The organism is Roseateles sp. AC306 (assembly GCF_979253795.1).
Genome location: NZ_CEEDEB010000011.1, coordinates 58326 through 77722, shown reverse-complemented (window position 1 = coordinate 77722; position 19397 = coordinate 58326). Strand labels below are relative to the sequence as shown.

Here is a 19397-nt window from a genome sequence, read left to right as displayed (position 1 = left end):
GCCTGCGTAATGCAGGCCCGTCGATCAAACGCGTGAAATTGTACCGGCGGCCTCTCGGTAAAAGCCCGTAACTGGCTTTGCCGCAGGCAACGCCGAACGCCTTACTTCGCCGTGATGGTCAGCTGGTTGTCGACCGACTTCACGCCGTCCACCGCCTTGGCGATGCTTTCGGCGCGGTCCTTTTCAGCCTGGCTCGCGACCTTGCCGGTCAGCTGCACGAAGCCGTCGGCGTCGGTGTCCACATGGACGACGGCCAGCGACGAGACCTTGCTGGCGGCCAGTTGGGCCTTGATCTTGGTCGTGACGACCGAGTCCTTGACCCAGGTCTTGGTGGTGCCGGCGGGCTTGCTGTCAGCCGCGTGGGCGGCCAGAGGGCCCACCAGGGCGCCGGCGACGATGAGGGAGGCGAGCTTGGAGAACTTCATGGGTTGCCCTTTCAATGGCGAGGACGCGCACCTTGCGAATCCAACGGCTGCCAATCTATTCAGGCAGCCGCGCTGCGCCTGCCGGGCGACGGGAGATTGGGATGTAGGAGAGCTCCTAGCCCCGCAAGGCGCTATCGTGGCCGCATGCCGAATACCGTCCTCGCCTTCTGGTTCCAGGAAATCCGCCCCGCCGACTGGTGGAGCGCCGACCCTGCCTTCGACGACCAGGTCCGCAGCCGCTTCGGCGCGCTGCACGAGCAGGCCATCCGTTGCGAGCTGTCGGCGTGGCGCACGACGCCCGAGGGCCGCCTGGCCGAGGTCATCGTGCTGGACCAGTTCTCCCGCAACCTCCATCGCGGCACGCCGCGCGCCTTTGCCGCCGACCCGCTGGCGCTGGCGCTGGCCCAGGAGGCCGTGGCCGCTGGTGCTGACCTGCAGCTGCAGTTCGACCAGCGCTCCTTCCTCTACATGCCCTGGATGCACAGCGAGTCCGCCGCCATCCACGCGGCGGGCGAACCGCTGATGAAGGAGCGGGCGCCGCAGCACACGCATGACTTCGAGCTGAAGCACCGGGCCATCATCGACCGCTTCGGTCGCTATCCGCACCGCAACGCCATCCTGGGCCGCGCATCGACGGCCGAGGAGCTGGAGTTCCTGAAGCAGCCGGGCTCCAGCTTCTGAGGCGCGCTCGGTAGTCGACCCGACGCCCGGAGCCAGCCGGGCGTGCTCCAATGCGGAGATTGGAACCGATTCCAAATCCACATGCCGCGCAAAACTGTCCACGCCCGCCTGTTGGGAGCCGCTCTCGCCGCGCCCCTCATCGCCCTGGCCTCACCGCCGGATTTCGGCCCCAACGTCCATGTGCTGGACCCGGCCACGCCGGGGCTGCAGCAGCGCATCGACGCCATCTACGAGGCCCAGCAGCCCAATCATTTCGGCCCGCGACGCGACGCCATCCTGCTCAAGCCCGGCACCTACCGCGACCTGCGCATCCCCGTCGGCTTCTACACGCAGGTGCTGGGCCTGGGCGAGCTGCCGGGGGACGTGCATGTCATCGGCGACCTGCGTTCCACGCCCTTCCTGGACGGTGACAACGCAACGCAGAACTTCTGGCGCGGCGCGGAGAACTTCTCGGTCACACCCACGCTGGGCATCGGCATGGACGGCGGAAGACACACGATGCAATGGGCCGTGTCCCAGGCCATTCCGTTCCGGCGCATGCATGTGCGCGGCAACATCCGGCTGAACCAGAAGCAGGGCTGGTCCAGCGGTGGCTGGTTTGCCGACGTGCTGGTGGACGGCCAGGTCAACTCGGCCACGCAGCAGCAATGGCTGTCGCGCAACAGCGAATGGGCGAGCTGGACGGGCTCGAACTGGAACATGGTCTTCGTCGGCGTGCCGCAGGCGCCGGCTGGCGACTTCCCCGCGCCCGCGACCCGCTACACGCGTGTCGACAAGACGCCGCTGGTGCGGGAGAAGCCGTGGCTCTTCATCGACAAGGACGGCGGCTACGCGGTGCGCGTGCCGGCGCTGCGGCGCGATAGCGCGGGCATCTCCTGGAAGAACGGCATGGCGCCCGGCAAGACGCTGCCGATCAGCCGCTTCCACATCGCCAGACCCGGCGATACGGCCGCCGCGTTGAACGCTCAGCTGGCGGCCGGCAAGCACCTGCTGTTCACGCCGGGCGAGTACCTGCTGACCGAGACGCTGCAGGTCAAGCGCCCCGGCACGGTGGTGCTCGGCATCGGCTTCCCGACGCTGCGCTCGGACAACGGCGCGCCGCTGCTGAAGACGGCCGACGTGGACGGGCTGACGATCTCCGGCCTCTTCCTGGACGCCGGCCGGGAGGACTCCGGCGTGCTGATGGAGGTGGGCCCGCCAGGCAGCAAGGCGCGGCACAAGGCGAACCCGACGGTGCTGCACGACGTGTTCTTCCGCGTCGGGGGCGCCGCGCCCGGCCGTGTGAATACTGCCCTGCGCATCAACGCCCACGACACGCTGGTGGACCACACCTGGCTCTGGCGCGCCGACCACGGCGACGGCGTCAGCTGGACGAGCAACCCGTCCGCCCACGGCCTGGTCGTGGACGGCGAGGACGTGACCATCTACGGCCTCTTCGTCGAGCATTTCCAGGACCATCAGGTGGTCTGGCGCGGCAACGGCGGGCGGGTCTATTTCTACCAGTCCGAGCTGCCCTACGACCCACCCACGCAGGCGCTGTGGACCAGCCCCACCGGCCGCGGTTTCGCGTCATACAAGGTGGCCGACACGGTGACCCGCCACGAGGCCTGGGGCCTGGGCGTCTACAGCGTCTTCCTGCAGCCCGACGTGCTGCTGGACCGCGCCATCGAGGTGCCCGACAAGCCTGGCGTGAAGCTGCACCACATGATCACCGTCTGCCTGGTGGACAAGGGCAGCATCGAGCGCATCGTCAATGACAAGGGCGAGCCGGCGCGGTGCAAAGGCGGCTCGAACACGGCGACGCTGAACGAGTTTCCGTAAGCAATTGCATCGGCCGGGAAGAAACGCGGCGCGGCGGGCGTTGTGCAGGTGAAGGGGCTGGAGCAGGCCCCACCCACAACACCGAGGAGCCCGCCATGTCCCGTCTTTCCATCACCACGCTTGCCGCCTTGCTGGCCCTGCCGGCACTCGCTCACGCTGATGAGCCCGCCCCCAACGCCGGCCACCGTTCGGTCACTGTCGCGGCGCAGCGTGATTCGCAGAAGAACCAGCAGGCGGCCGCGTCGCTGAGCCTGCCGGTGGGCGATCGGGCCTGGGTCAACGTCGGCGCGGGCACTTCACGCAGCCAGGACGCCGTCACCGGCCGCAGCTACCGCCCCAAGCAGGTCAGTGCCGGTGTCGGCGTGGCCGGCAGTGCCTGGCAGGCGACGCTGGACGCCACCCGCCGCCGCGACGGCAGCGCCCTCAGCCAGACCGACTGGGCCGCCGCCGCCGACATGCGGCCGGTGGACGGCGTCAGCGTGGGTGTGGACGCGACGCACCGCACGGCCCGCGCCCGCAACGCGACGACCGACCAGCGCCTGCGTGGCCGGGGTGTCGGCGTGCACGGCGCGGTGGCCGTGGGCAAACAGCTCACCGTCTACGGCGCGACGATGCGCAACCGCTACAAGCTCAGCGAGACGACGACGCAGGCCGGCTCGCCCGGTGCGCTTGGCCTGCTGCAACCGCGCCCCTCGGTCGTCAACCGCGACGAGCTGGCCCTCGCGCGCAGCTCGCAGCTCGGCGCCACCTGGCGCTTCGACAACCAGGTTGCCGTCAGCGGCGAGGTGATGGCCGACCGCCTGCAGGAGGGCGGCAGCTTGCGCACCGCCCAGCTCAAGGCTGCGGTACCGGTGGGCGGCGGCTGGACGCTGGCGCCGGCACTGGGCCGCAGCCACGGCCCGCAGGGCACCCGTGCCACCTATGGCCAGCTGGCCGCCCAATTCGCCTGGTGATGGCCTCACCGCCGCGAATGTCCGCGATGGCGATTACGCTGCGGCCTTTTGCGGATGGGCAAGGGGCGATGGACAACCTCGATCTCGGCGTGCTGCGCACGGCAGCCGGCTGGCGGGCCGAGGCGCGCGGTGTCGTGCTGGGCACGATCACGCGCACCTGGGGCTCCGCGCCGCGGCCGGTGGGTTCGCTGGTGGCGGTGCGCGACGACGGGCTGATTGCCGGCTCGGTGTCGGGTGGCTGCATCGAGGACGACCTGATCGCCCAGCTGCGTGCCGGCAGTCTGCAAATCGACAAGCCCACACCGCTGCGTTACGGCGTTGGCGCCGAGGAGGCGCGCCGCTTCGGCCTGCCCTGCGGGGGCACGCTGGAGCTGATGCTGGAGCCGCTGGGGGCGCAGTCTGCCGTCGATGAATTGCTGGCCCGCCTGACGCGTGGCGAACGCGTGCGCCGCACGCTGGACCTGCTGACCGGCGCTGCCACGCTGGCGGATGCCGAGCCTGGTGCCGACACGCTGACCTTGAGCAGCACGGAGCTCGTCAGCCACCACGGCCCGCAATGGCGGCTGCTTGTCATCGGCGCCGGCCAGATGACCGACTACCTCGCGCAGATGGCGCTGGCGCTGGGCTACGGCGTCACCGTCTGCGACCCACGCGCCGAGTACGCCGATGGCTTCGCATTGGAAGGCGTGGCGCTGACGCGCGACATGCCCGACGACGTGGTGATGGCGTTCAAGCCCGACGGCGCCACGGCCATCGTTGCGCTGACCCACGACCCCAAGCTCGACGACCTCGCGCTGATGGAAGCGCTGAAGAGCGCCGCCTTCTACGTCGGCGCCATCGGCTCGCGCGTCAACCAGGCCAAGCGCCGCGCGCGGCTGAGCGAGCACTTCGGGCTGACGGAAGAACAGCTGGACCGCCTGCATGGGCCTGTGGGCCTGGACATCGGCGCCCGCACGCCGCCGGAGATCGCGCTGAGCATCCTGGCGGAGATGACGGCGGTGAGGTATCGGGCGGCGGGTGCGAGGGGTGAGGCCGGTTGCGCCCTTACTTGACGGTGTAGCCCCTGCCGTCCATGCAGGCGTCAACTGCGCGGTTGAACACGCTCGCATCGGCCTGCGCATTCGGCTGCGTCGTCGCCCAGCGGTTGCAGTCTCGGCGGTCGGTTTCCAGCTGCTCGGGCGACTGGCCGTTGCGTGGGTAGATGACGGGTTCGGCCTTCGGCGGTGTCGGCGGCGTGGCAGGCTGGACCTGCGCCGTGTTGGCCTCGGGTGGCGGCGCTGCCACGACATAGCCCTCCGGCACCGGCCGGTAGTACACGCCGTTGGCGTAGTAATACGGCAGGCCGCCCAGCGTCAGCGTCACATAGGACGGCGGCAGCAGCGGGATGACGAGGCCGAGCGATGGCTGCACGACGCGGTACCGCGGCCCGTAAGGCTGGTACCAGACGCCGCCATGGAACCAGTAGCGGCCGGGGCCAGCGCCGACGATGACGGCACCACGCGGCACGTAGGGCGCCACATAGCCGCGCGCGGGGTAGTAGTGGTCGTGGTGGTAGCGGTTGTCGAACACCATGCCGATGTTGGCGCGCACGCGCACGTCGGCATGGGCGGGCAAGGCAGCGCACAGCGCGATCAGAGTGGTCGCAACGGCGGCGGTGGCGTGGAGCAAGGTCTTCATCGTCTTCAACCCAAAAGCCGGGGAGGGATTCGCAACGCCATCAGGCTGCGCCCTGTGCACTTCGGCGGCATTGCAGGCACGTAAAGTTCGCCGTCTCGCTTTCCGCCCGCCACCGCCCGCCATGATCGAACTGCACTACTTCCCCAGCAACGCCAGCTTCGCGCCCCACATCCTGCTGGAAGAGTTGGGCATCCCCTTCACGCTGCGCACGGTGGACCGCGCCAACAACGAGCACAAGTCGCCCGCCTATCTGAAGCTCAACCCGAACGGCCTGATCCCGACGCTGGTCGACGGCGATCTGGTGCTCTATGAAACGGCGGCCATCCTGATGCACCTGGCCGACTGCCACCCCGCTGGCAATCTCAATTTCGCGCCCGCACCGGGCACGGCCGAGCGGGCCGAGTACTACAAATGGATGGTCTGGCTGACGAACACGCTGCAGGCCATGCTCATCCACTACTTCTACCCGGACCGCATGGCCAGCGAAGCGGCCGAGGTCAAGGCCCGCGCCGAGGCGCAGGTCGCGCCCATGCTGGACCAGATGGACGCCCACCTCGCCCGCCACGGCGGCGACTGGTTCCTGGGTGACACCTACACGGCGGTCGACCCGCTGGCCTTCATGTTGTGCCGCTGGACGCGCATGCAGGCCAACCCGGCCAAGACGCGGCCGGCGTTGGGTGCCTACCTGAAGCGTGTGTTCGACCGGCCGGCGACGCAGCGGGTGGTGGCCAAGGAGGGGCTGGCGGACCCGGTGTACTGAGCCTCTCCGCTACCCGGTCCTCCCCCACGTTCTTGGAGGTCGGCCCTGTCCGGGTCGAGCGGTGGTTTGCGTTGGTCGGAATGGGTCGAACCTGTCGACTGCATTCCGTCCAACCAGCCACTCCGAGGAGAGCCTCCATGAACCGCCACGCATTTGCCGCCTGTGCCGCAGCCACCGTCCTGGTCGTCAACAGCGCCTACGCCACCTCCATCCAGGACACCTTCAGCGACGGCACCGGCCTGATCCAGACCGATACCGCGCCCTTTGTCGAAACCTGGCTGCCTTCGGCGCAGGCGCCGGGCGGTGGGCGCTACCTCGCCAACAGCATCGAAGCGGGCGTGGCCCAGACGGGCAAGTTCACCTTTGCCGCGATTCAGGCCGGCGCCTACTTCACGCTGGCCGATGCGGCCGTGCCGCTGGTCACCAACCTGACCTATGGCGTGGCCAACCGGCTGGGCCAGGATCTCTCCATCGACCTGCTCAGCGAGGCCGCCTTCCGGCTCGACTTCCGCTATGTGTCGGCGCCCATGTCGCTGACCGTCACCGTCATCACGGCGCACGGCGCCGGCACCTTCAGCAGCGTGGCGGATTTCGGCACCGCTCTCGGCGCGTCACAAGCGCAGAGCGTCATCATTCCGTTCAGCGCCTTCGTCAACGACGCGGGCAACCCCAGCCCGGTGAACTGGGCCGATATCGACGCCATCAGCGTCCTCGTCTCCGGCCCCGGCGGCGCAGGCTTTGCGCTGGACACCTTCAGCACCACGGCCGTGCCCGAGCCGGGGAGCGCGGGCTTGCTGGTCGCGGGTCTGGGGTTGGTGGCGGGTGTGGTGCGGCGGCGCTGCGCCGAATGAATCAGTTAGGGCGGGTCGCTCTGGCGATGCGGGTGTCTGCTCGCTGCATTGCCGGGAGTCCCGCCCGGCAGCGGGGTAACTTTCTTCTGCGGGGCCAGAAGAAAGTCACCAAAGAAGAGGCCCTGAACCGCACGCGACCGCGACGCCGCCATGAGCGGCGCGCGAAAACGTCCGACGGCATTTTCGGGTAGGCGCGAACCGCTGCTGTCCTTGTGACGACCGTCATGGCGCGCCCCTTCACGCCGCCTAACGCCGGCTGCACGCCGAGCTCACCAGGAATTGCCGGGTCGCTGGGGCGACGTACAGAGGTTTGGCGGGCAACCTACGGGGAGCAACGCGCGAGCGCGTCGCCCGAGCGACGCTGCATTCGGCATTTCTCGTGAGCACGGCGTGCAGCCGCGCGTTAGGCGGGCAAGCGCTGCGACGGATGGTGCTGGTCACAAGGACAGCAGCGAGAGCGCAGCGGCTCGCGTCGTCCCAATCACCGAACGGCTCTTGCACGGCGCAGCTCGTGCACGTGGTGCTGATGTGCGGTTCAGGGCCTCTTCTTTGGTGACTTTCTTCTGGCCCCGCAGAAGAAAGTTACCCGGCCGCCGGGACGGACTCCCGGCAATGCAGCGAGCGAACACTCGTTCCGCAAAAGCCACCCGACCGGCGACATCAAGGCGCCGCACACAGGCAATGCACCGCCGCCGCCCTTTCCCACCGCCCTTGCGCCGACTGCTTCGCCAGCTCCCTCAGCGTGGCCAGCTCTTCAACCAAAGGAGCCGGCAGCGCGTCCAGCCCCAGCGCCTGCCCGACCGCCTGGGCCAGCGGCGGCGCCACCACGTCGCTCAGTGACGCCAGCAGCCGCTCCTTGCGGCTCATGTCGCGCTCCACGTAGACCAGGCGCGGCTTCTCGCCCGCCTTCACCTCCAGCTTGCCCAGCGTGACGGCCGTCTGCACCGCGTCATCCAGGCTGCCCAGCCGGTCGACCAGGCCACGTTCCTTCGCCTGTGCCCCGGTCCAGACACGGCCCTGCGCCACCGCGTCGATCTTCTCCGGCGTGCTCTTGCGCGCCTGCGCCGCCAGCGTGGTGAAGCGCGCGTAGATGTTGTCGATGCTGCACTGCATGACGGCCTGCAGCCGCGGGTCCAGCGGGCGGCGGGCGTCGTAGCCGCCGGCCAGCCAGGTGGTCGTGATGCCGCCGGTGTGCAGCGACAGCTTGTCGATCAGCTTCTCGGCCGTGGGCAGCATGCCGAACACGCCGATGCTGCCTGTGATGGTGCCCGGGTCGGCGATGACGGCGTCGCTGCTGGTGGCGATCCAGTAGCCGCCCGAGGCCGCCAGGTCGCCCATGGAGACGACGACCGGCTTGCCGGCCTTGCGCGTCAGCTCCAGTTCGCGGCGCACGATCTCGGACGCGAAGGCGCTGCCGCCGGGCGAGTTCACGCGCAGCACGACGGCCTTGATGGCCTCGTCCTCGCGCGCCTTGCGAATCAGGCGGGCGGTGGAGTCGCCACCGATGCGGCCCGGGCCGGCATCGCCATCGACGATCTCGCCCTCTGCCACGACGATGCCGACGCCCGGCTGCAGCTTGCTCGGCGTGCCGGCGTCCGTCACATAGGCCATGTACTCGTTCAGCGACACCTGGCGGAAGCTCTTGCTCTGCTCGTCCCTGGCGCCCTTGGCGATGATCAGCGCGCGCATCTCGTCACGCGTCTTCAGGCCGTCCACCAGCTTGGCCTGCAGGGCCAGCTGGGCGGTGTCGCCGTTCACGGCGCCCAGGCGCTGCGGCAGCTCGGCGATGCCCTTGGCAATGCTGCCGGCCTCCAGCTTGCGAGCGGTCTCGATGGCGCCCGTGAAGCCGCTCCAGAGCTCGCCGTAGACGAGGCCGACGGACTCCTGGGTCGCGGGGCTGGGGCCGTTCTCGGTGTAGACCTCGGCGGCGCTCTTGTAGGTGCCGGCCTTGATGACGTGGGCCGTCACGCCCAGGCGGTCCAGCGCGTCCTTGTAGTAGAGGTTGTAGCGGCCGAAACCCTCGATCATCACCATGCCCATCGGGTGCACATAGACCTCGCTGGCCTGCGCGGCCAGGAAGTAGCCGCGCTGGCTGTAGCGGTCGGCATAGGCCAGCACCGGCTTGCCCGAGGCCTTGAAGCGCTGCAGCGCCGCGCTCACTTCGTGCAGGCTGGCCAGGCCGGCGCCACCCAGGTCTTCCACATCGAGCAGCACGGCGCCGATCTTGTCGTCCCTGGCCGCCTGGTCCAGTGCGGCGAGCACGTCACGCAGTCGGGTCTGACGCGGCGTGCTGCGGCCCTGGGCCTGCGCCATCAGCTGCTCGCGCGGGCTGCCGGAGAACTGCTCGACGAGGTTGCCATCCAGCTTGACCACCAGCGTCGTCTTCTCGGCCAGCGGCTTGGGGCCTCGCGTCAGCAGCGCCGTGACGATGATGACGATGAGCAGCAGCACGATCAGGTTGGTGAGCGCCCGGCGCGTGCCGTCGAGCAGCCACCAGGCCTTGGAGAAAAACCAGCCGATTGCGGAGAACACGGACTTCATCGCCGGAGACCTTGAGGGTTGATGCGCGGCGATTGTGAGCGCCGACGGGGCTAGCATCCGTCCGTCACGGTGAAGAGAACCCCACATGCTTGCTTGGCCCGGCTGGACGAGACGTCTCAACCAGCACTTTCCGCTGCGTTACATGACCTGGGTGCTGTGCGGCCTGCTGGCGTTGTTCTTCGCCATCCGCTGGATGGGCGGCCTGGTGGACGGCGTGGTGGTGATCGTGTTCCTGGCCCTGGCACTGCTGGGCCTGCGCGATGTGCGCCAGACGCGCCACTCCATCCTGCGCAACTACCCGGTCATCGGCCACTTCCGCTTCCTGCTGGAGTTCATCCGCCCGGAGATCCGCCAGTACTTCGTCGAGGGCGACAACGATGCCGCGCCGTTCTCGCGCGCACAGCGCTCCATCGTCTACCAGCGCGCCAAGGGCGACCCCGACCAGCGCCCCTTCGGCACCCAGCTCGATGTGGGCGCGCGCGGCTACGAGTGGATCAATCACTCGCTGGCGCCGACTCATCTCACGAGCCACGACTTCCGCATCACCATCGGCGCAGGCCGCGCCCAGCCCTACTCAGCCAGCGTCTTCAACATCTCGGCGATGAGCTTCGGCGCGCTCAGCGCAAACGCCATCCTGGCGCTGAACAAGGGCGCCAAGCAGGGCGGCTTTGCGCACGACACCGGCGAGGGCTCCATCAGCGCGCATCACCGCGTGCATGGCGGTGACCTGATCTGGGAGATTGGCTCGGGTTATTTCGGCTGCCGCAATGACGACGGCTCGTTCAGCCCCGAGAAGTTCCAGGCCGCAGCGGGCGACCCGCAGGTCAAGATGATCGAGCTCAAGCTCAGCCAGGGCGCCAAGCCCGGCCACGGCGGGGTGCTGCCCGGCCCCAAGGTCACCGCGGAAATCGCCGCCACGCGCGGTGTGCCCGAGGGTGTGGCCTGCATCTCGCCGGCCCGCCACAGCGCCTTCTCCACGCCCATCGAGATGATGCGGTTCATCGAGCAGCTGCGCACGCTGTCGGGCGGCAAGCCGACCGGCTTCAAGCTCTGCATCGGCCATCCGTGGGAGTGGTTTGCGCTGGCCAAGGCCATGCTGGAGACCGGCATCACGCCGGACTTCATCGTCGTTGACGGCGCCGAGGGCGGCACGGGTGCCGCGCCGCTGGAGTTCACCAACTACGTCGGCGCGCCGCTGCAGGAAGGGCTGCTGCTCATCCACAACACGCTGGTCGGCCTGAACCTGCGCGACAAGATCAAGATCGGCTGCGCGGGCAAGGTCACGACCGCCTTCGATCTCGTGCGCCTGATGGCGCTCGGCGCCGACTGGTGCAATTCGGGCCGCGGCTTCATGTTTGCGCTCGGCTGCATCCAGGCCCAGGCCTGCCACACCGGCCATTGCCCGACCGGCGTGACGACGCAGGACGCCCAGCGCCAGCGCGCCATCGTCGTGCCGGACAAGGCGCAGCGCGTGGCCAACTTCCACCAGGGCACGCTGAAGGCGCTTAAGGAATTGGTGGAGGCCGCCGGCCTGTGCCATCCGCAGGAGATCACCGCCCAGCACATCGTGCACCGGCTGGACAAGCACGAGGTCAAGCTGCTGGCCAACCTGCTGCCCTTCGTTGCGCCCGGTGCCGTGCTGCGTGGCGAGCTGCCGCACAACACCTTCAAGATCTACTGGCCGCTGGCCAGCGCGCACAGCTTTGCGCCGCAGGGCGCTATCGAACGAACCGCTTGAATGAGGGCAACCGCCCGGACGCGGGGGTTGCAGGCGGATGAAGGCTTTAAGTTAGGGGGATGAGGGCCAAAACGCGCACAATCACGGCGCCTTCCCTGCCGTCATGCCGACCGTCTATCTCCTCCGCCTCAGCGAGCCCACTCTGCAGCGCACGCGCTCCCTGCTGCTGCAGGCCAGCGGCATCGAGCTGGCCGGCAGCCATGGTCATCTCACTGACGCCCTGGCGGAGATTGCCTCCCTCGCGCCGGACATCGTCGCCAGCGACCTGCGCCTGCTGGACAGCCACGCGATGCGCGTCGCCCACGAACTTGGCCGGCTGCAGGTGCGGCCCCAGCTGTTGCTGCTGACGCCCACCGCCGACGATCTGCAGCTCTTCGCCGCCTTGAGCGCCGGGGCCAACGCCTATCACGTGGACGACGGCAGCGGGGATGGGCTGATCGAGGCCATCTCCCGGCTGCACGACCGCCGCGCCATGCTCAGCCCCCAGCTCGCCCGCCAGGCCATGGCTGCTTTCGGCATCGAGCGCAGCCCGCTGGCCACCGCCCGCCAGGCCGCTGCGGCGCTGGACACCACGCCGGCCGGACGACAGATCGACCAGGCCAGCCGCCATCTGCTGACGCTGTTGGCGCAAGGCCTGCTGCTGGCGGAGATCGCAACGCTGTGGAAGCTGGAAGCCGCCGAGATCCAACGCCGCATCTGGCGCCAGGTGCGCCTGCTGCATGTTCGCTCCCGCGAACTGCTGATCGCCTGAGGATCAGGCCGGTACGGTGTCCGCGAAGCTCTGGCGCTGGGACAGCTTGTCCATGTGACGCGCCAGATTCGGGTAGTCCTCGCGCCAGTTGATCTCCGGGAAGCGGAACTCCAGCCAACCCAGGGCGCAGCCCAGCGAGATGTCGGCCAGCGAGAAATGGTTGCCCGAGCACCAGGGCTTCTCGCCCAGGCCCTGGCTCATTGCGGCGAGCGCTGCTGTCACCTTGGCCATCTGGCGGGCGATCCAGGCGGGGCTGCGTTCTTCATCAGTGCGGTGAACCCACGTGCGCTCCAGCCGCGCAAGCAGGGCGGCGTCGACGATGCCGTCCGCAAGCGCCTCCCAGGTGCGCACCTCGCAGCGCTCGCGGCCGCGGTCCGGAATGAGCTTGCCCACCGGCGACAACGTGTCCACGTACTCGACGATGACGCGCGAATCGAACACGGCGCCGGTGATCGAATCCTGGCCCTCCATGACGAGGCAGGGCACCTTGCCGAGCGGGTTCATCTTCAGGATGGCGTCGCTGCCCCAGACGTCTTCGAGCACCAACTGGTAATCGAGCTTCTTCTCGGCCATCACGATGCGCACCTTGCGCACGTAGGGGCTGGCGAGAGATCCGATCAACTTCATCGCGGTCATAAGTAGGCAGGGGTCACAAGTCGAAACGATTCTAGCGAGCGGCCCCTGACCGCCCGGCCGTGAAAAAGGCCTGTCGGGCCCGGCCGACAGGCCCCCAGGGAAGCAGGGGTTGCCAGCCACGCGGGTGGCCGCCAAAGTGTCGGCCGGCCCACCGCAGCAGACGGTGGCTTTCATAGTCAGGGAGTTCCCATGTCAGACCTCAACGCCGCCGCCGACGCGGCTGCCGTGCCATCGCCCATTCCGGTGCCCCGTGTCCTCGAAATCCGCTTCACGGGTTCAGGCAGCGAGTACTTTCGTATCTGGGCGGTCAACCTGCTGCTCATCCTCGTCACGCTGGGGCTGTACCTGCCGTTCGCCAAGGCGCGGCGCATTCGCTATTTCTATGCCAACACCCTGGTCGACGGCCAGGCGCTGAGCTTTCACGGCGACGCGTGGAAGATGTTCCGCGGCTTTGTGCTGATGGTGGTCTTGATGGGGGCCTACACCTTCGCCGGCAAGGTGTCGGCCACGGCCGCTCTCGTCGCCTTCCTGATCCTGTGCGGGGTCTGGCCGGCGCTGTGGCGAGCCTCGTTGCAGTTCCGGCTCGGCAACACCAGCTGGCGCGGCCTGCGCATGCGCTTTGACGGCGCGCTGAAGGACGCCTACCTGGCCTGCGCGCCGCTGTACCTGCCGCTGATCGCCTTCGTCGTGTGGTCGCGCGTGAATGTGCCGGACGACGTTGCCGACCGCGCTGCCGTCGAGGCCTACGGCCTCACCAGCCTGCTGGTGATGGGCGTGGTGATGCTGCTGTCGCCCCTGTCCTTCGCGCTGTTCAAGCGCTACCAGCACAACGGCTACCGCATCGCCGGCGAGCAGGCACGCCTGGAGATGAGCAACGGTCGTGTCTACCTGTTGAGCCTGAAGCTGGTGGGTGTGACCCTCGGCAGCGCGCTGCTGGCGGCGCTGGTCGTCGGTCTGCTGGCTGGCGGTGTGTTCCTGGCAACCGGCATCAGGCCGAATACGTCATCGCCTTTCGCCCAGGCGGGCTTCATGGCCCTTGGCCTGCTGGTCTACCTGCTCGTGTTCTCGATCGTGCTGCCTTTCGGCGCCGCCCGGATGCAGAACCTGGCCTGGAACGGCACGCGCAGCCAGGCGCTGGCCTTCCGCAGCGAGCTGCGCTTTCGCTCGCTGTTCGGCCTGACGCTGAAGAACTGGCTGCTGACCGCGTTGACGCTGAGCCTGTACCGCCCCTTCGCCGCCGTAGCGACGGCCAGGCTGCGCCTGGAGGCCGTGCAGATCGACAGCCAGGAAGACCCGGCCGACTGGGTCGCCGCGAGCCTGGCCAGCCACGCCGACGCCACCGGCGAGATCGCCGGTGACTTCTTCGGCATCGACATGGGGCTTTGATGGCTGATGCCCCCCGCCTGTCCGCCGACTGGTTCGACGGCCGCAGCGCCCGCGCGCGGCCGGTGGAGGTCTGGGTGGCCGGGGCCACGCTGCATTACGGCGACCAGAGCGCACCGCTGGCCGGGCTGACGTGGCCCGAACGCCAGCGACATGGCCAGCGTCAGGTCTTGCTGCCCGGCGGCGGGCTGCTCAGCTTTGCCGACGCGGACGCCTTCGACGCCTGGGCGCAGGCCTCGGGCCGCAGCGACAGCGCCGTGGTGCAGTGGCAGCAGAGCTGGCGGCTGGCCGTTCTATCGCTGGTGCTTTTGGTGGCCGGCCTGCTGGCCGCCTACCGTTGGGGCCTGCCCTGGGCGGTGGACCGGGCGGTCGACGTGCTGCCGCGCGCGGCTGAACACCGCCTGGGCGAGCATCTGCTGAGCGGGCTGGACGGCGAATGGCTCAAACCCAGCACGCTCGCGGCCAACCAGCAGCAGGCCTGGCGACAACGCTGGGCCAAGGCGCTCAGCGAGGCGCGGGCCAACGGCGGCCCGCCCGTGCCGGAGCGCTTCGAGATCCACTTCCGCGACGGTGGCAAGGCGCTCGGGCCCAACGCCTTTGCGCTGCCCGGCGGCGACATCGTCATCACCGATAAGTTGATCGAACTGCTCGCCGACGAGCCCGACGCGGTGCTCACCGTGCTGGCGCATGAGCTTGGTCATGTGCAGCACCGCCACGGCCTGCGGCTGATGCTGCGCGCGGGCGCCATCGGCGTGGTGGCCTCGGCCATCGTGGGCGACTTCTCCACACTGCTGGCCGCCGCGCCGGCCCTGCTGGCCAGCAATGCCTATTCGCGCGACAACGAGCGCGAAGCCGACCTCTATGCCCGCACGCTGGCGCGGGCCGGCGGGGTGGATGCCTCGCGCATGGCGGTCTTCTTTGAGCGCGTCGCCAAGAAGCGTGAGGCAGCCGCAGAGAGCAGCCCGATGGCCATCGCGATTTCGTCGCATCCGGCGGACGAGGAGCGCATTACCTTCTTCAAGCAGCCGTAAACGCATGCAGCAACCTGATACCACCGTCGCTGCACCCCGCCAGCTCGACATCCGCTTCACCGGCTCCGGCAGCGAGTACTTCCGCATCTGGGCGGTGAACCTGCTGCTCATCCTGCTGAGCTGCGGCCTTTATCTGCCGTTCGCCAAGATGCGGCGCATCCGCTATGTCTACGCCAACACGCTGATCGACGGCGAGGCGCTGGCCTTCCACGGTGACGCCTGGAAGATGTTCCGCGGCTTCGTGCTGCTGGCGGCGTTGATGCTGGCCTCCACGTTCGCGGAGCAGTTCTCGCCGGAGGTGGCGCTGCCGGCCTTCCTGCTGCTGTGCGCCGTCTGGCCGGCGCTGTGGCGAGCGTCGATGCAATTCCGCCTCGGCAACACCAGCTGGCGCGGGTTGCGGATGGGCTTCGAGGGCTCGCTCGCCGGTGCCTATTTGGCCCACTTGCCGGTCTACATCCCGGCGGCGGTGTTGATGGCCCTGCCCGCTGGGCAGGGCCCCAGCAGCGACCCGGGCATCAATAGCCAGTTGTTCTGGTTCGGGGTAATGCTGGCGGTGCTGGGCCTGATGGCGCCCTGGTCCACCGTGTTGCTGAAGCGCTACCAGCACCGGGGCTACCGCATCGCGGGTGAGCGCAGCGGCATCGTGCTGCGCTCGCGTTCGGTCTACTTCATCGGTTTCAAAACGGTGGTGGTCGGGTTCGCGATGGCCGTGTTCGCCGTGCTTGCGGCCGTCGTTCTGGGCAGCCTGCTGGCGATGGCTCACACCGGCAAGATCGACGCCAAGGGCAATGGCACCTATTACGGGATCGCCTTCATCGGCCTGCTCTACCTGCTCGGCGCCGGCGGCCTGCTGCCCTACTACGCGGCGCGCATCCAGAACCTCGTCTGGGGCAACACCCGCAGCGCCTCGCTGCACTTCCACAGCGAGCTAAGGGGCCTGACGCGGCTGAACCTCATGAACTGGCTGCTCATCGTCCTCACGCTGGGCTTCTACCGGCCGTTCGCGGTGATGGCCGTGACGCGGCTGCGGTTGCAGGCCGTGCGCATCGACAGCAGCACCGATCCCGCCACCTGGACGGCTCTGCGCGCCGGCAGGCACGCCGATGCGTCCGGCGACGTCGCGGGCGACTTCTTCGGCATGGACGTCGGCCTATGAACGCATGCGCTTCCCTTTGCGCCCACTGGTTCGACGGCCAGCAAGGCCAGGCGCAGCCCGTCGAGGTGCGGCTTCAAGACGGTCAGCTGCACTTCGGCGGCCAGCAGATGCCGCTGCACCGCGTGCAATGGCCGGAACGGCTGCGGCACGGCCGGCGGCTGATGGTGCTAGAGGGCGGTGGCGTGCTCAGCTTTCCCGATGCTGCCGCCTTTGACGCGTGGGCCGATGCCACCGGACACCTACCGGGGCTCATCGAGCGCTGGCAGCTCAGCTGGCACCTGGCGCTGACGGCACTGGCCCTAGTGACCGCCATGTTCGGCGCGGGCTGGCGTTGGGGCCTGCCTGCGCTGAGCGACCGGCTCGTCGACCGCATCCCGCTCAGCGCCGAGCAGCCCATCGGCGACCAGGTCATGGCGATGGTCGACAAGCAGTTGGTGCGGCCCAGCCAGCTCAGCGAGGCCGAGCAGCAGGCTTGGCGCGAGCGCTTCGGCCGCATGCTGGCCAGCGCGCGCGCCTCGGGCATGGCCGTGCCCGAGCAGTGGCAGTTGCACTTCCGCCGCACGACGGCATTGCTGGGCCCCAACGCCTTTGCGCTGCCTGGCGGCCAGATGTGCGTGACCGACGAGCTGATCGAGCTGTTGAAGGACGAGCCCGACGCGGTGCTGACCATCCTGGCCCACGAGGCCGGCCATGTGCAGCACCGCCACGGCATGCGCACGGGCATCCGCGCCGGCGTGGTGGCAGCGGCTGCTGCAATCTGGCTGGGCGACTACTCCAGCTTCCTGAACGGCCTGCCGGTGCTGCTGGCCACCAACGGCTACCGGCGCGACCACGAGCGGGAGGCCGACGCCTTCGCCCGTGAAGTGGCACGGGGTGGCGGCGTTGATCCGGCCCGCGTCGCGGTCTTCTTCGAGCGCATCCGCAAGAAGTACGGCGAGGGCGCCGAGAGCCCGCTGGCCATCGCCTTCAGTTCCCACCCCGCCGACAGCGAGCGCGTGAAGTTCCTCAGCGAGCGCGAAAACTAGAATCGCGGGTTTCCCACGATCAGCCGGCCCGCCATGACAACGTCCGAATACTCCGCCATCAGCGCCCTCTCGCCGCTGGACGGCCGCTATGCCGCCAAGGTCGCGGCGCTGCGCCCGCTGCTGTCCGAGTACGGCCTGATGCACCGCCGCGTGCAGGTGGAGGTGGAGTGGTTCATCGCGCTGTCGGACGCCGGCTTCAGGGAGTTCAAGCCGCTGTCGTCGGCCGCCCGTTCGCGCCTGCGCCGCTTGGTGAAGAAGTTCAGCGAGGCTGACGCCGAAGAGATCAAGGCCATCGAGCGCACGACCAACCACGACGTGAAGGCGGTCGAGTACTGGATCAAACGCAGCTTCGAGGGCCAGCCGGAACTGCTGGCCGCCGGTGAGTTCGTCCACTTTGCCTGCACCAGCGAAGACATCAACAACACCAGCCACGCGCTGATGCTGAAGGCGGCGCGAGACGAGGTCATGCTGCCGGCGCTGGACGGCATCGTCGACAAGCTGCGCGGCATGGCCCACCAGTTCGCCGCCGTACCGATGCTGAGCCGCACGCACGGCCAGACGGCCAGCCCGACGACGGTAGGCAAGGAGATCGCCAACGTCGTCGCCCGCCTCGTCACGGCGCGCGCGCGCATTGCCGCCGTGAAGCCGCTGGCCAAGATGAACGGCGCGGTCGGCAACTTCAACGCCCACCTGTCGGCCTGGCCCAAGCATGACTGGGAAGCCTTCAGCAAGACGGTCATCGAGAAGCAGCTCAAGCTGAGCTTCAACCCGTACACCATCCAGATCGAGCCTCACGACTACATGGCCGAGCTGTTCGACGCGTTCACGCGCGCCAACACCATCCTGATCGACTGGTCGCGCGATGTCTGGGGCTACATCAGCCTGGGTTATTTCAAGCAGCGCACCAAGGCGGGCGAGATCGGCAGCTCGACGATGCCGCACAAGGTCAACCCCATCGATTTCGAGAACGCGGAAGGCAACTTCGGCCTGGCCAGCGCGGTGTTGACGCATCTGTCGCAGAAGCTGCCGGTGAGCCGCTGGCAGCGTGACCTGACCGACTCCACCGTGCTGCGCAATATGGGCGTGGGCCTGGGCTACGCGCTCTTGGGCTACGACTCGCTGGCCAAGGGCCTGGGCAAGCTGGAAGTCAATGAAGCAGCGCTGGCCGACGACCTCGATTCGGCCTGGGAAGTGCTGGCCGAGCCCATCCAGACGGTGATGCGCCGCTTCGGCCTGCCCAACCCCTACGAGCAGCTCAAGGAGCTGACGCGCGGCAAGGCCATCACGCAGGAATCCATCCGTGCCTTCATCGAGGGCCTGGACCTGCCCAAGGGCGAGAAGGCGCGGCTGTTGAAGATGACGCCCGGCAGCTACACGGGTATCGCGCAAGACCTGGCCCGTCGAGTCTGACGGCGCCTAGAGAGGAAGCTTGAACACCCTTGAGGGCTCGTTGTAGCCCTCGAGCTGTTCCTGCCCCTGCTCGACAAAACCCAGCTTGCCCAGCAGCGCCACGCTGGCCGGGTTGTCGACGGCCGTGATGGCCATCAGCGTGCGCCAGCCCATCACGTCGCGCGCGTGGACCACACAGCCGCGTGCCGCTTCCAGCGCATAGCCCTGGCCCTCGTGCTCGGCCAGCAGCGCGTAGCCGATGTCCGGTTCAGGCAGCGCGGGCCGCCTGAACAGGCCGCACATGCCGACCAGCAAGCCGTCCGCCCGGCGCTCCACGGCCCAGAAGCCGTGGCCCAGGTCGCGGTAGGGTTTGAACAGCCGGCCCTCCGCCCACGTGAGCGCATCGTCCAGCGTGCGCACTTCGGGCTTGCTGATGTTGCGCCGCCAGCCGGGCTCGTTGACCAGCCGCAGCAGGAAGGGCGCATCAAGCGGTGTGAATTCACGCAGCGTCAGCCGCTCGGTATCCAGGATGTGCATGAGACCAGACAATAACGGGTCATGCCCGCATTCCACGCCGCT

Annotated in this window: 18 protein-coding genes; 13 read left to right on the top strand and 5 right to left on the bottom strand. The window is 68.6% G+C overall.

Annotated elements, in window-relative coordinates:
- Window positions 1–101: 101 nt before the first annotated feature.
- Complete coding sequence (locus tag AC0IZJ_RS19940; protein ID WP_471853078.1) at window positions 102–425, bottom strand: BON domain-containing protein; 324 nt, start codon at window positions 423–425, stop codon at window positions 102–104.
- 144 nt (window positions 426–569) lie between these two features.
- Between AC0IZJ_RS19940 and AC0IZJ_RS19935 the strand changes: the two genes are divergently transcribed.
- The 4 genes from AC0IZJ_RS19935 to AC0IZJ_RS19920 all read left to right on the top strand — a co-directional run bounded on the left by AC0IZJ_RS19935 (window position 570) and on the right by AC0IZJ_RS19920 (window position 4932).
- Window positions 570–1106 (top strand): DUF924 family protein, encoded by a 537-nt coding sequence (locus AC0IZJ_RS19935; RefSeq protein ID WP_471853077.1) that lies wholly within the window; start codon window positions 570–572, stop codon window positions 1104–1106.
- An 81-nt stretch (window positions 1107–1187) separates the two neighbouring features.
- Window positions 1188–2927, top strand: coding sequence for a hypothetical protein (locus tag AC0IZJ_RS19930; protein ID WP_471853076.1), 1740 nt, complete (start codon window positions 1188–1190; stop codon window positions 2925–2927).
- Between the two features lie 95 nt (window positions 2928–3022).
- On the top strand, window positions 3023–3880 hold the full coding sequence (locus AC0IZJ_RS19925) for a hypothetical protein (protein WP_471853075.1): 858 nt from the start codon (window positions 3023–3025) through the stop codon (window positions 3878–3880).
- A gap of 68 nt (window positions 3881–3948) precedes the next feature.
- Window positions 3949–4932, top strand: a complete 984-nt coding sequence (locus AC0IZJ_RS19920; protein ID WP_471853074.1) for an XdhC family protein — start codon at window positions 3949–3951, stop codon at window positions 4930–4932.
- Here AC0IZJ_RS19920 and AC0IZJ_RS19915 read toward each other — a convergent pair.
- A complete protein-coding gene (locus tag AC0IZJ_RS19915; protein WP_471853073.1) occupies window positions 4925–5557 on the bottom strand; it encodes a DUF6515 family protein in 633 nt (210 codons plus the stop codon). The genes AC0IZJ_RS19920 and AC0IZJ_RS19915 overlap by 8 nt on opposite strands.
- Window positions 5558–5678: 121 nt before the next feature.
- Between AC0IZJ_RS19915 and AC0IZJ_RS19910 the strand changes: the two genes are divergently transcribed.
- Window positions 5679–6317, top strand: coding sequence for a glutathione S-transferase family protein (locus AC0IZJ_RS19910; protein ID WP_471853072.1), 639 nt, complete (start codon window positions 5679–5681; stop codon window positions 6315–6317).
- A 137-nt stretch (window positions 6318–6454) separates the two neighbouring features.
- Window positions 6455–7168: a PEP-CTERM sorting domain-containing protein gene (locus AC0IZJ_RS19905; RefSeq protein ID WP_471853071.1), complete on the top strand. Its 714-nt coding sequence runs from the start codon at window positions 6455–6457 to the stop codon at window positions 7166–7168.
- A 660-nt stretch (window positions 7169–7828) separates the two neighbouring features.
- On the opposite strand, the gene sppA is transcribed toward AC0IZJ_RS19905, so the two are convergent.
- Complete coding sequence (sppA, locus tag AC0IZJ_RS19900; RefSeq protein WP_471853070.1) at window positions 7829–9709, bottom strand: signal peptide peptidase SppA; 1881 nt, start codon at window positions 9707–9709, stop codon at window positions 7829–7831.
- A gap of 142 nt (window positions 9710–9851) precedes the next feature.
- Here sppA and AC0IZJ_RS19895 point away from each other — a divergent pair, with 142 nt between their 5' ends.
- Together AC0IZJ_RS19895 and AC0IZJ_RS19890 are read left to right on the top strand one after the other, a co-directional pair.
- On the top strand, window positions 9852–11447 hold the full coding sequence (locus AC0IZJ_RS19895) for an FMN-binding glutamate synthase family protein (RefSeq protein WP_471853069.1): 1596 nt from the start codon (window positions 9852–9854) through the stop codon (window positions 11445–11447).
- Window positions 11448–11550: 103 nt separating this feature from the next.
- Window positions 11551–12198 carry a response regulator gene (locus AC0IZJ_RS19890; protein ID WP_471853068.1) on the top strand — a complete coding sequence of 216 codons (648 nt, stop codon included), beginning with the start codon at window positions 11551–11553 and terminating at the stop codon, window positions 12196–12198.
- A 3-nt stretch (window positions 12199–12201) separates the two neighbouring features.
- Here AC0IZJ_RS19890 and AC0IZJ_RS19885 read toward each other — a convergent pair whose 3' ends face one another.
- The gene (locus tag AC0IZJ_RS19885) at window positions 12202–12825 is read right to left on the bottom strand and encodes a glutathione S-transferase family protein (RefSeq protein ID WP_471853067.1); all 624 of its coding nucleotides are present in this window, start codon (window positions 12823–12825) and stop codon (window positions 12202–12204) included.
- Window positions 12826–13023: 198 nt separating this feature from the next.
- Here AC0IZJ_RS19885 and AC0IZJ_RS19880 point away from each other — a divergent pair, with 198 nt between their 5' ends.
- The 5 genes from AC0IZJ_RS19880 to purB are packed head-to-tail and all read left to right on the top strand — an operon-like array spanning window position 13024 to window position 18839.
- The gene (locus AC0IZJ_RS19880) at window positions 13024–14220 is read left to right on the top strand and encodes a YjgN family protein (RefSeq protein WP_471853066.1); all 1197 of its coding nucleotides are present in this window, start codon (window positions 13024–13026) and stop codon (window positions 14218–14220) included.
- Window positions 14220–15248: a M48 family metallopeptidase gene (locus AC0IZJ_RS19875; protein WP_471853065.1), complete on the top strand. Its 1029-nt coding sequence runs from the start codon at window positions 14220–14222 to the stop codon at window positions 15246–15248. The genes AC0IZJ_RS19880 and AC0IZJ_RS19875 overlap by 1 nt, the downstream gene beginning before the upstream one ends.
- Before the next feature lie 4 nt (window positions 15249–15252).
- On the top strand, window positions 15253–16404 hold the full coding sequence (locus AC0IZJ_RS19870; RefSeq protein WP_471853064.1) for a YjgN family protein: 1152 nt from the start codon (window positions 15253–15255) through the stop codon (window positions 16402–16404).
- The gene (locus AC0IZJ_RS19865; protein ID WP_471853062.1) at window positions 16401–17429 is read left to right on the top strand and encodes a M48 family metallopeptidase; all 1029 of its coding nucleotides are present in this window, start codon (window positions 16401–16403) and stop codon (window positions 17427–17429) included. Before AC0IZJ_RS19870 ends, AC0IZJ_RS19865 begins: the two co-directional genes overlap by 4 nt.
- Before the next feature lie 33 nt (window positions 17430–17462).
- Window positions 17463–18839, top strand: coding sequence for an adenylosuccinate lyase (purB, locus tag AC0IZJ_RS19860; RefSeq protein ID WP_471853061.1), 1377 nt, complete (start codon window positions 17463–17465; stop codon window positions 18837–18839).
- Window positions 18840–18845: 6 nt separating this feature from the next.
- Here purB and AC0IZJ_RS19855 read toward each other — a convergent pair whose 3' ends face one another.
- Entirely contained in the window at window positions 18846–19355 is a 510-nt protein-coding gene (locus AC0IZJ_RS19855) for a GNAT family N-acetyltransferase (protein ID WP_471853060.1), read from the bottom strand.
- Window positions 19356–19397 lie beyond the last annotated feature (42 nt).

Bases quoted from the DNA above. Each gene is read 5' to 3' on its own strand.
- AC0IZJ_RS19930 (WP_471853076.1), top strand. From the start codon at position 1,188: ATGCCGCGCAAAACTGTCCACGCCCGCCTGTTGGGAGCCGCTCTCGCC.
- AC0IZJ_RS19940 (WP_471853078.1), bottom strand. From the start codon at position 425: ATGAAGTTCTCCAAGCTCGCCTCCCTCATCGTCGCCGGCGCCCTGGTG.
- AC0IZJ_RS19915 (WP_471853073.1), bottom strand. From the start codon at position 5,557: ATGAAGACCTTGCTCCACGCCACCGCCGCCGTTGCGACCACTCTGATC.
- purB (WP_471853061.1), top strand. From the start codon at position 17,463: ATGACAACGTCCGAATACTCCGCCATCAGCGCCCTCTCGCCGCTGGAC.
- AC0IZJ_RS19910 (WP_471853072.1), top strand. From the start codon at position 5,679: ATGATCGAACTGCACTACTTCCCCAGCAACGCCAGCTTCGCGCCCCAC.
- AC0IZJ_RS19880 (WP_471853066.1), top strand. From the start codon at position 13,024: ATGTCAGACCTCAACGCCGCCGCCGACGCGGCTGCCGTGCCATCGCCC.
- AC0IZJ_RS19855 (WP_471853060.1), bottom strand. From the start codon at position 19,355: ATGCACATCCTGGATACCGAGCGGCTGACGCTGCGTGAATTCACACCG.
- AC0IZJ_RS19890 (WP_471853068.1), top strand. From the start codon at position 11,551: ATGCCGACCGTCTATCTCCTCCGCCTCAGCGAGCCCACTCTGCAGCGC.
- AC0IZJ_RS19885 (WP_471853067.1), bottom strand. From the start codon at position 12,825: ATGAAGTTGATCGGATCTCTCGCCAGCCCCTACGTGCGCAAGGTGCGC.
- AC0IZJ_RS19895 (WP_471853069.1), top strand. From the start codon at position 9,852: ATGACCTGGGTGCTGTGCGGCCTGCTGGCGTTGTTCTTCGCCATCCGC.
- AC0IZJ_RS19905 (WP_471853071.1), top strand. From the start codon at position 6,455: ATGAACCGCCACGCATTTGCCGCCTGTGCCGCAGCCACCGTCCTGGTC.
- sppA (WP_471853070.1), bottom strand. From the start codon at position 9,709: ATGAAGTCCGTGTTCTCCGCAATCGGCTGGTTTTTCTCCAAGGCCTGG.
- AC0IZJ_RS19920 (WP_471853074.1), top strand. From the start codon at position 3,949: ATGGACAACCTCGATCTCGGCGTGCTGCGCACGGCAGCCGGCTGGCGG.
- AC0IZJ_RS19870 (WP_471853064.1), top strand. From the start codon at position 15,253: ATGCAGCAACCTGATACCACCGTCGCTGCACCCCGCCAGCTCGACATC.
- AC0IZJ_RS19925 (WP_471853075.1), top strand. From the start codon at position 3,023: ATGTCCCGTCTTTCCATCACCACGCTTGCCGCCTTGCTGGCCCTGCCG.
- AC0IZJ_RS19935 (WP_471853077.1), top strand. From the start codon at position 570: ATGCCGAATACCGTCCTCGCCTTCTGGTTCCAGGAAATCCGCCCCGCC.
- AC0IZJ_RS19865 (WP_471853062.1), top strand. From the start codon at position 16,401: ATGAACGCATGCGCTTCCCTTTGCGCCCACTGGTTCGACGGCCAGCAA.
- AC0IZJ_RS19875 (WP_471853065.1), top strand. From the start codon at position 14,220: ATGGCTGATGCCCCCCGCCTGTCCGCCGACTGGTTCGACGGCCGCAGC.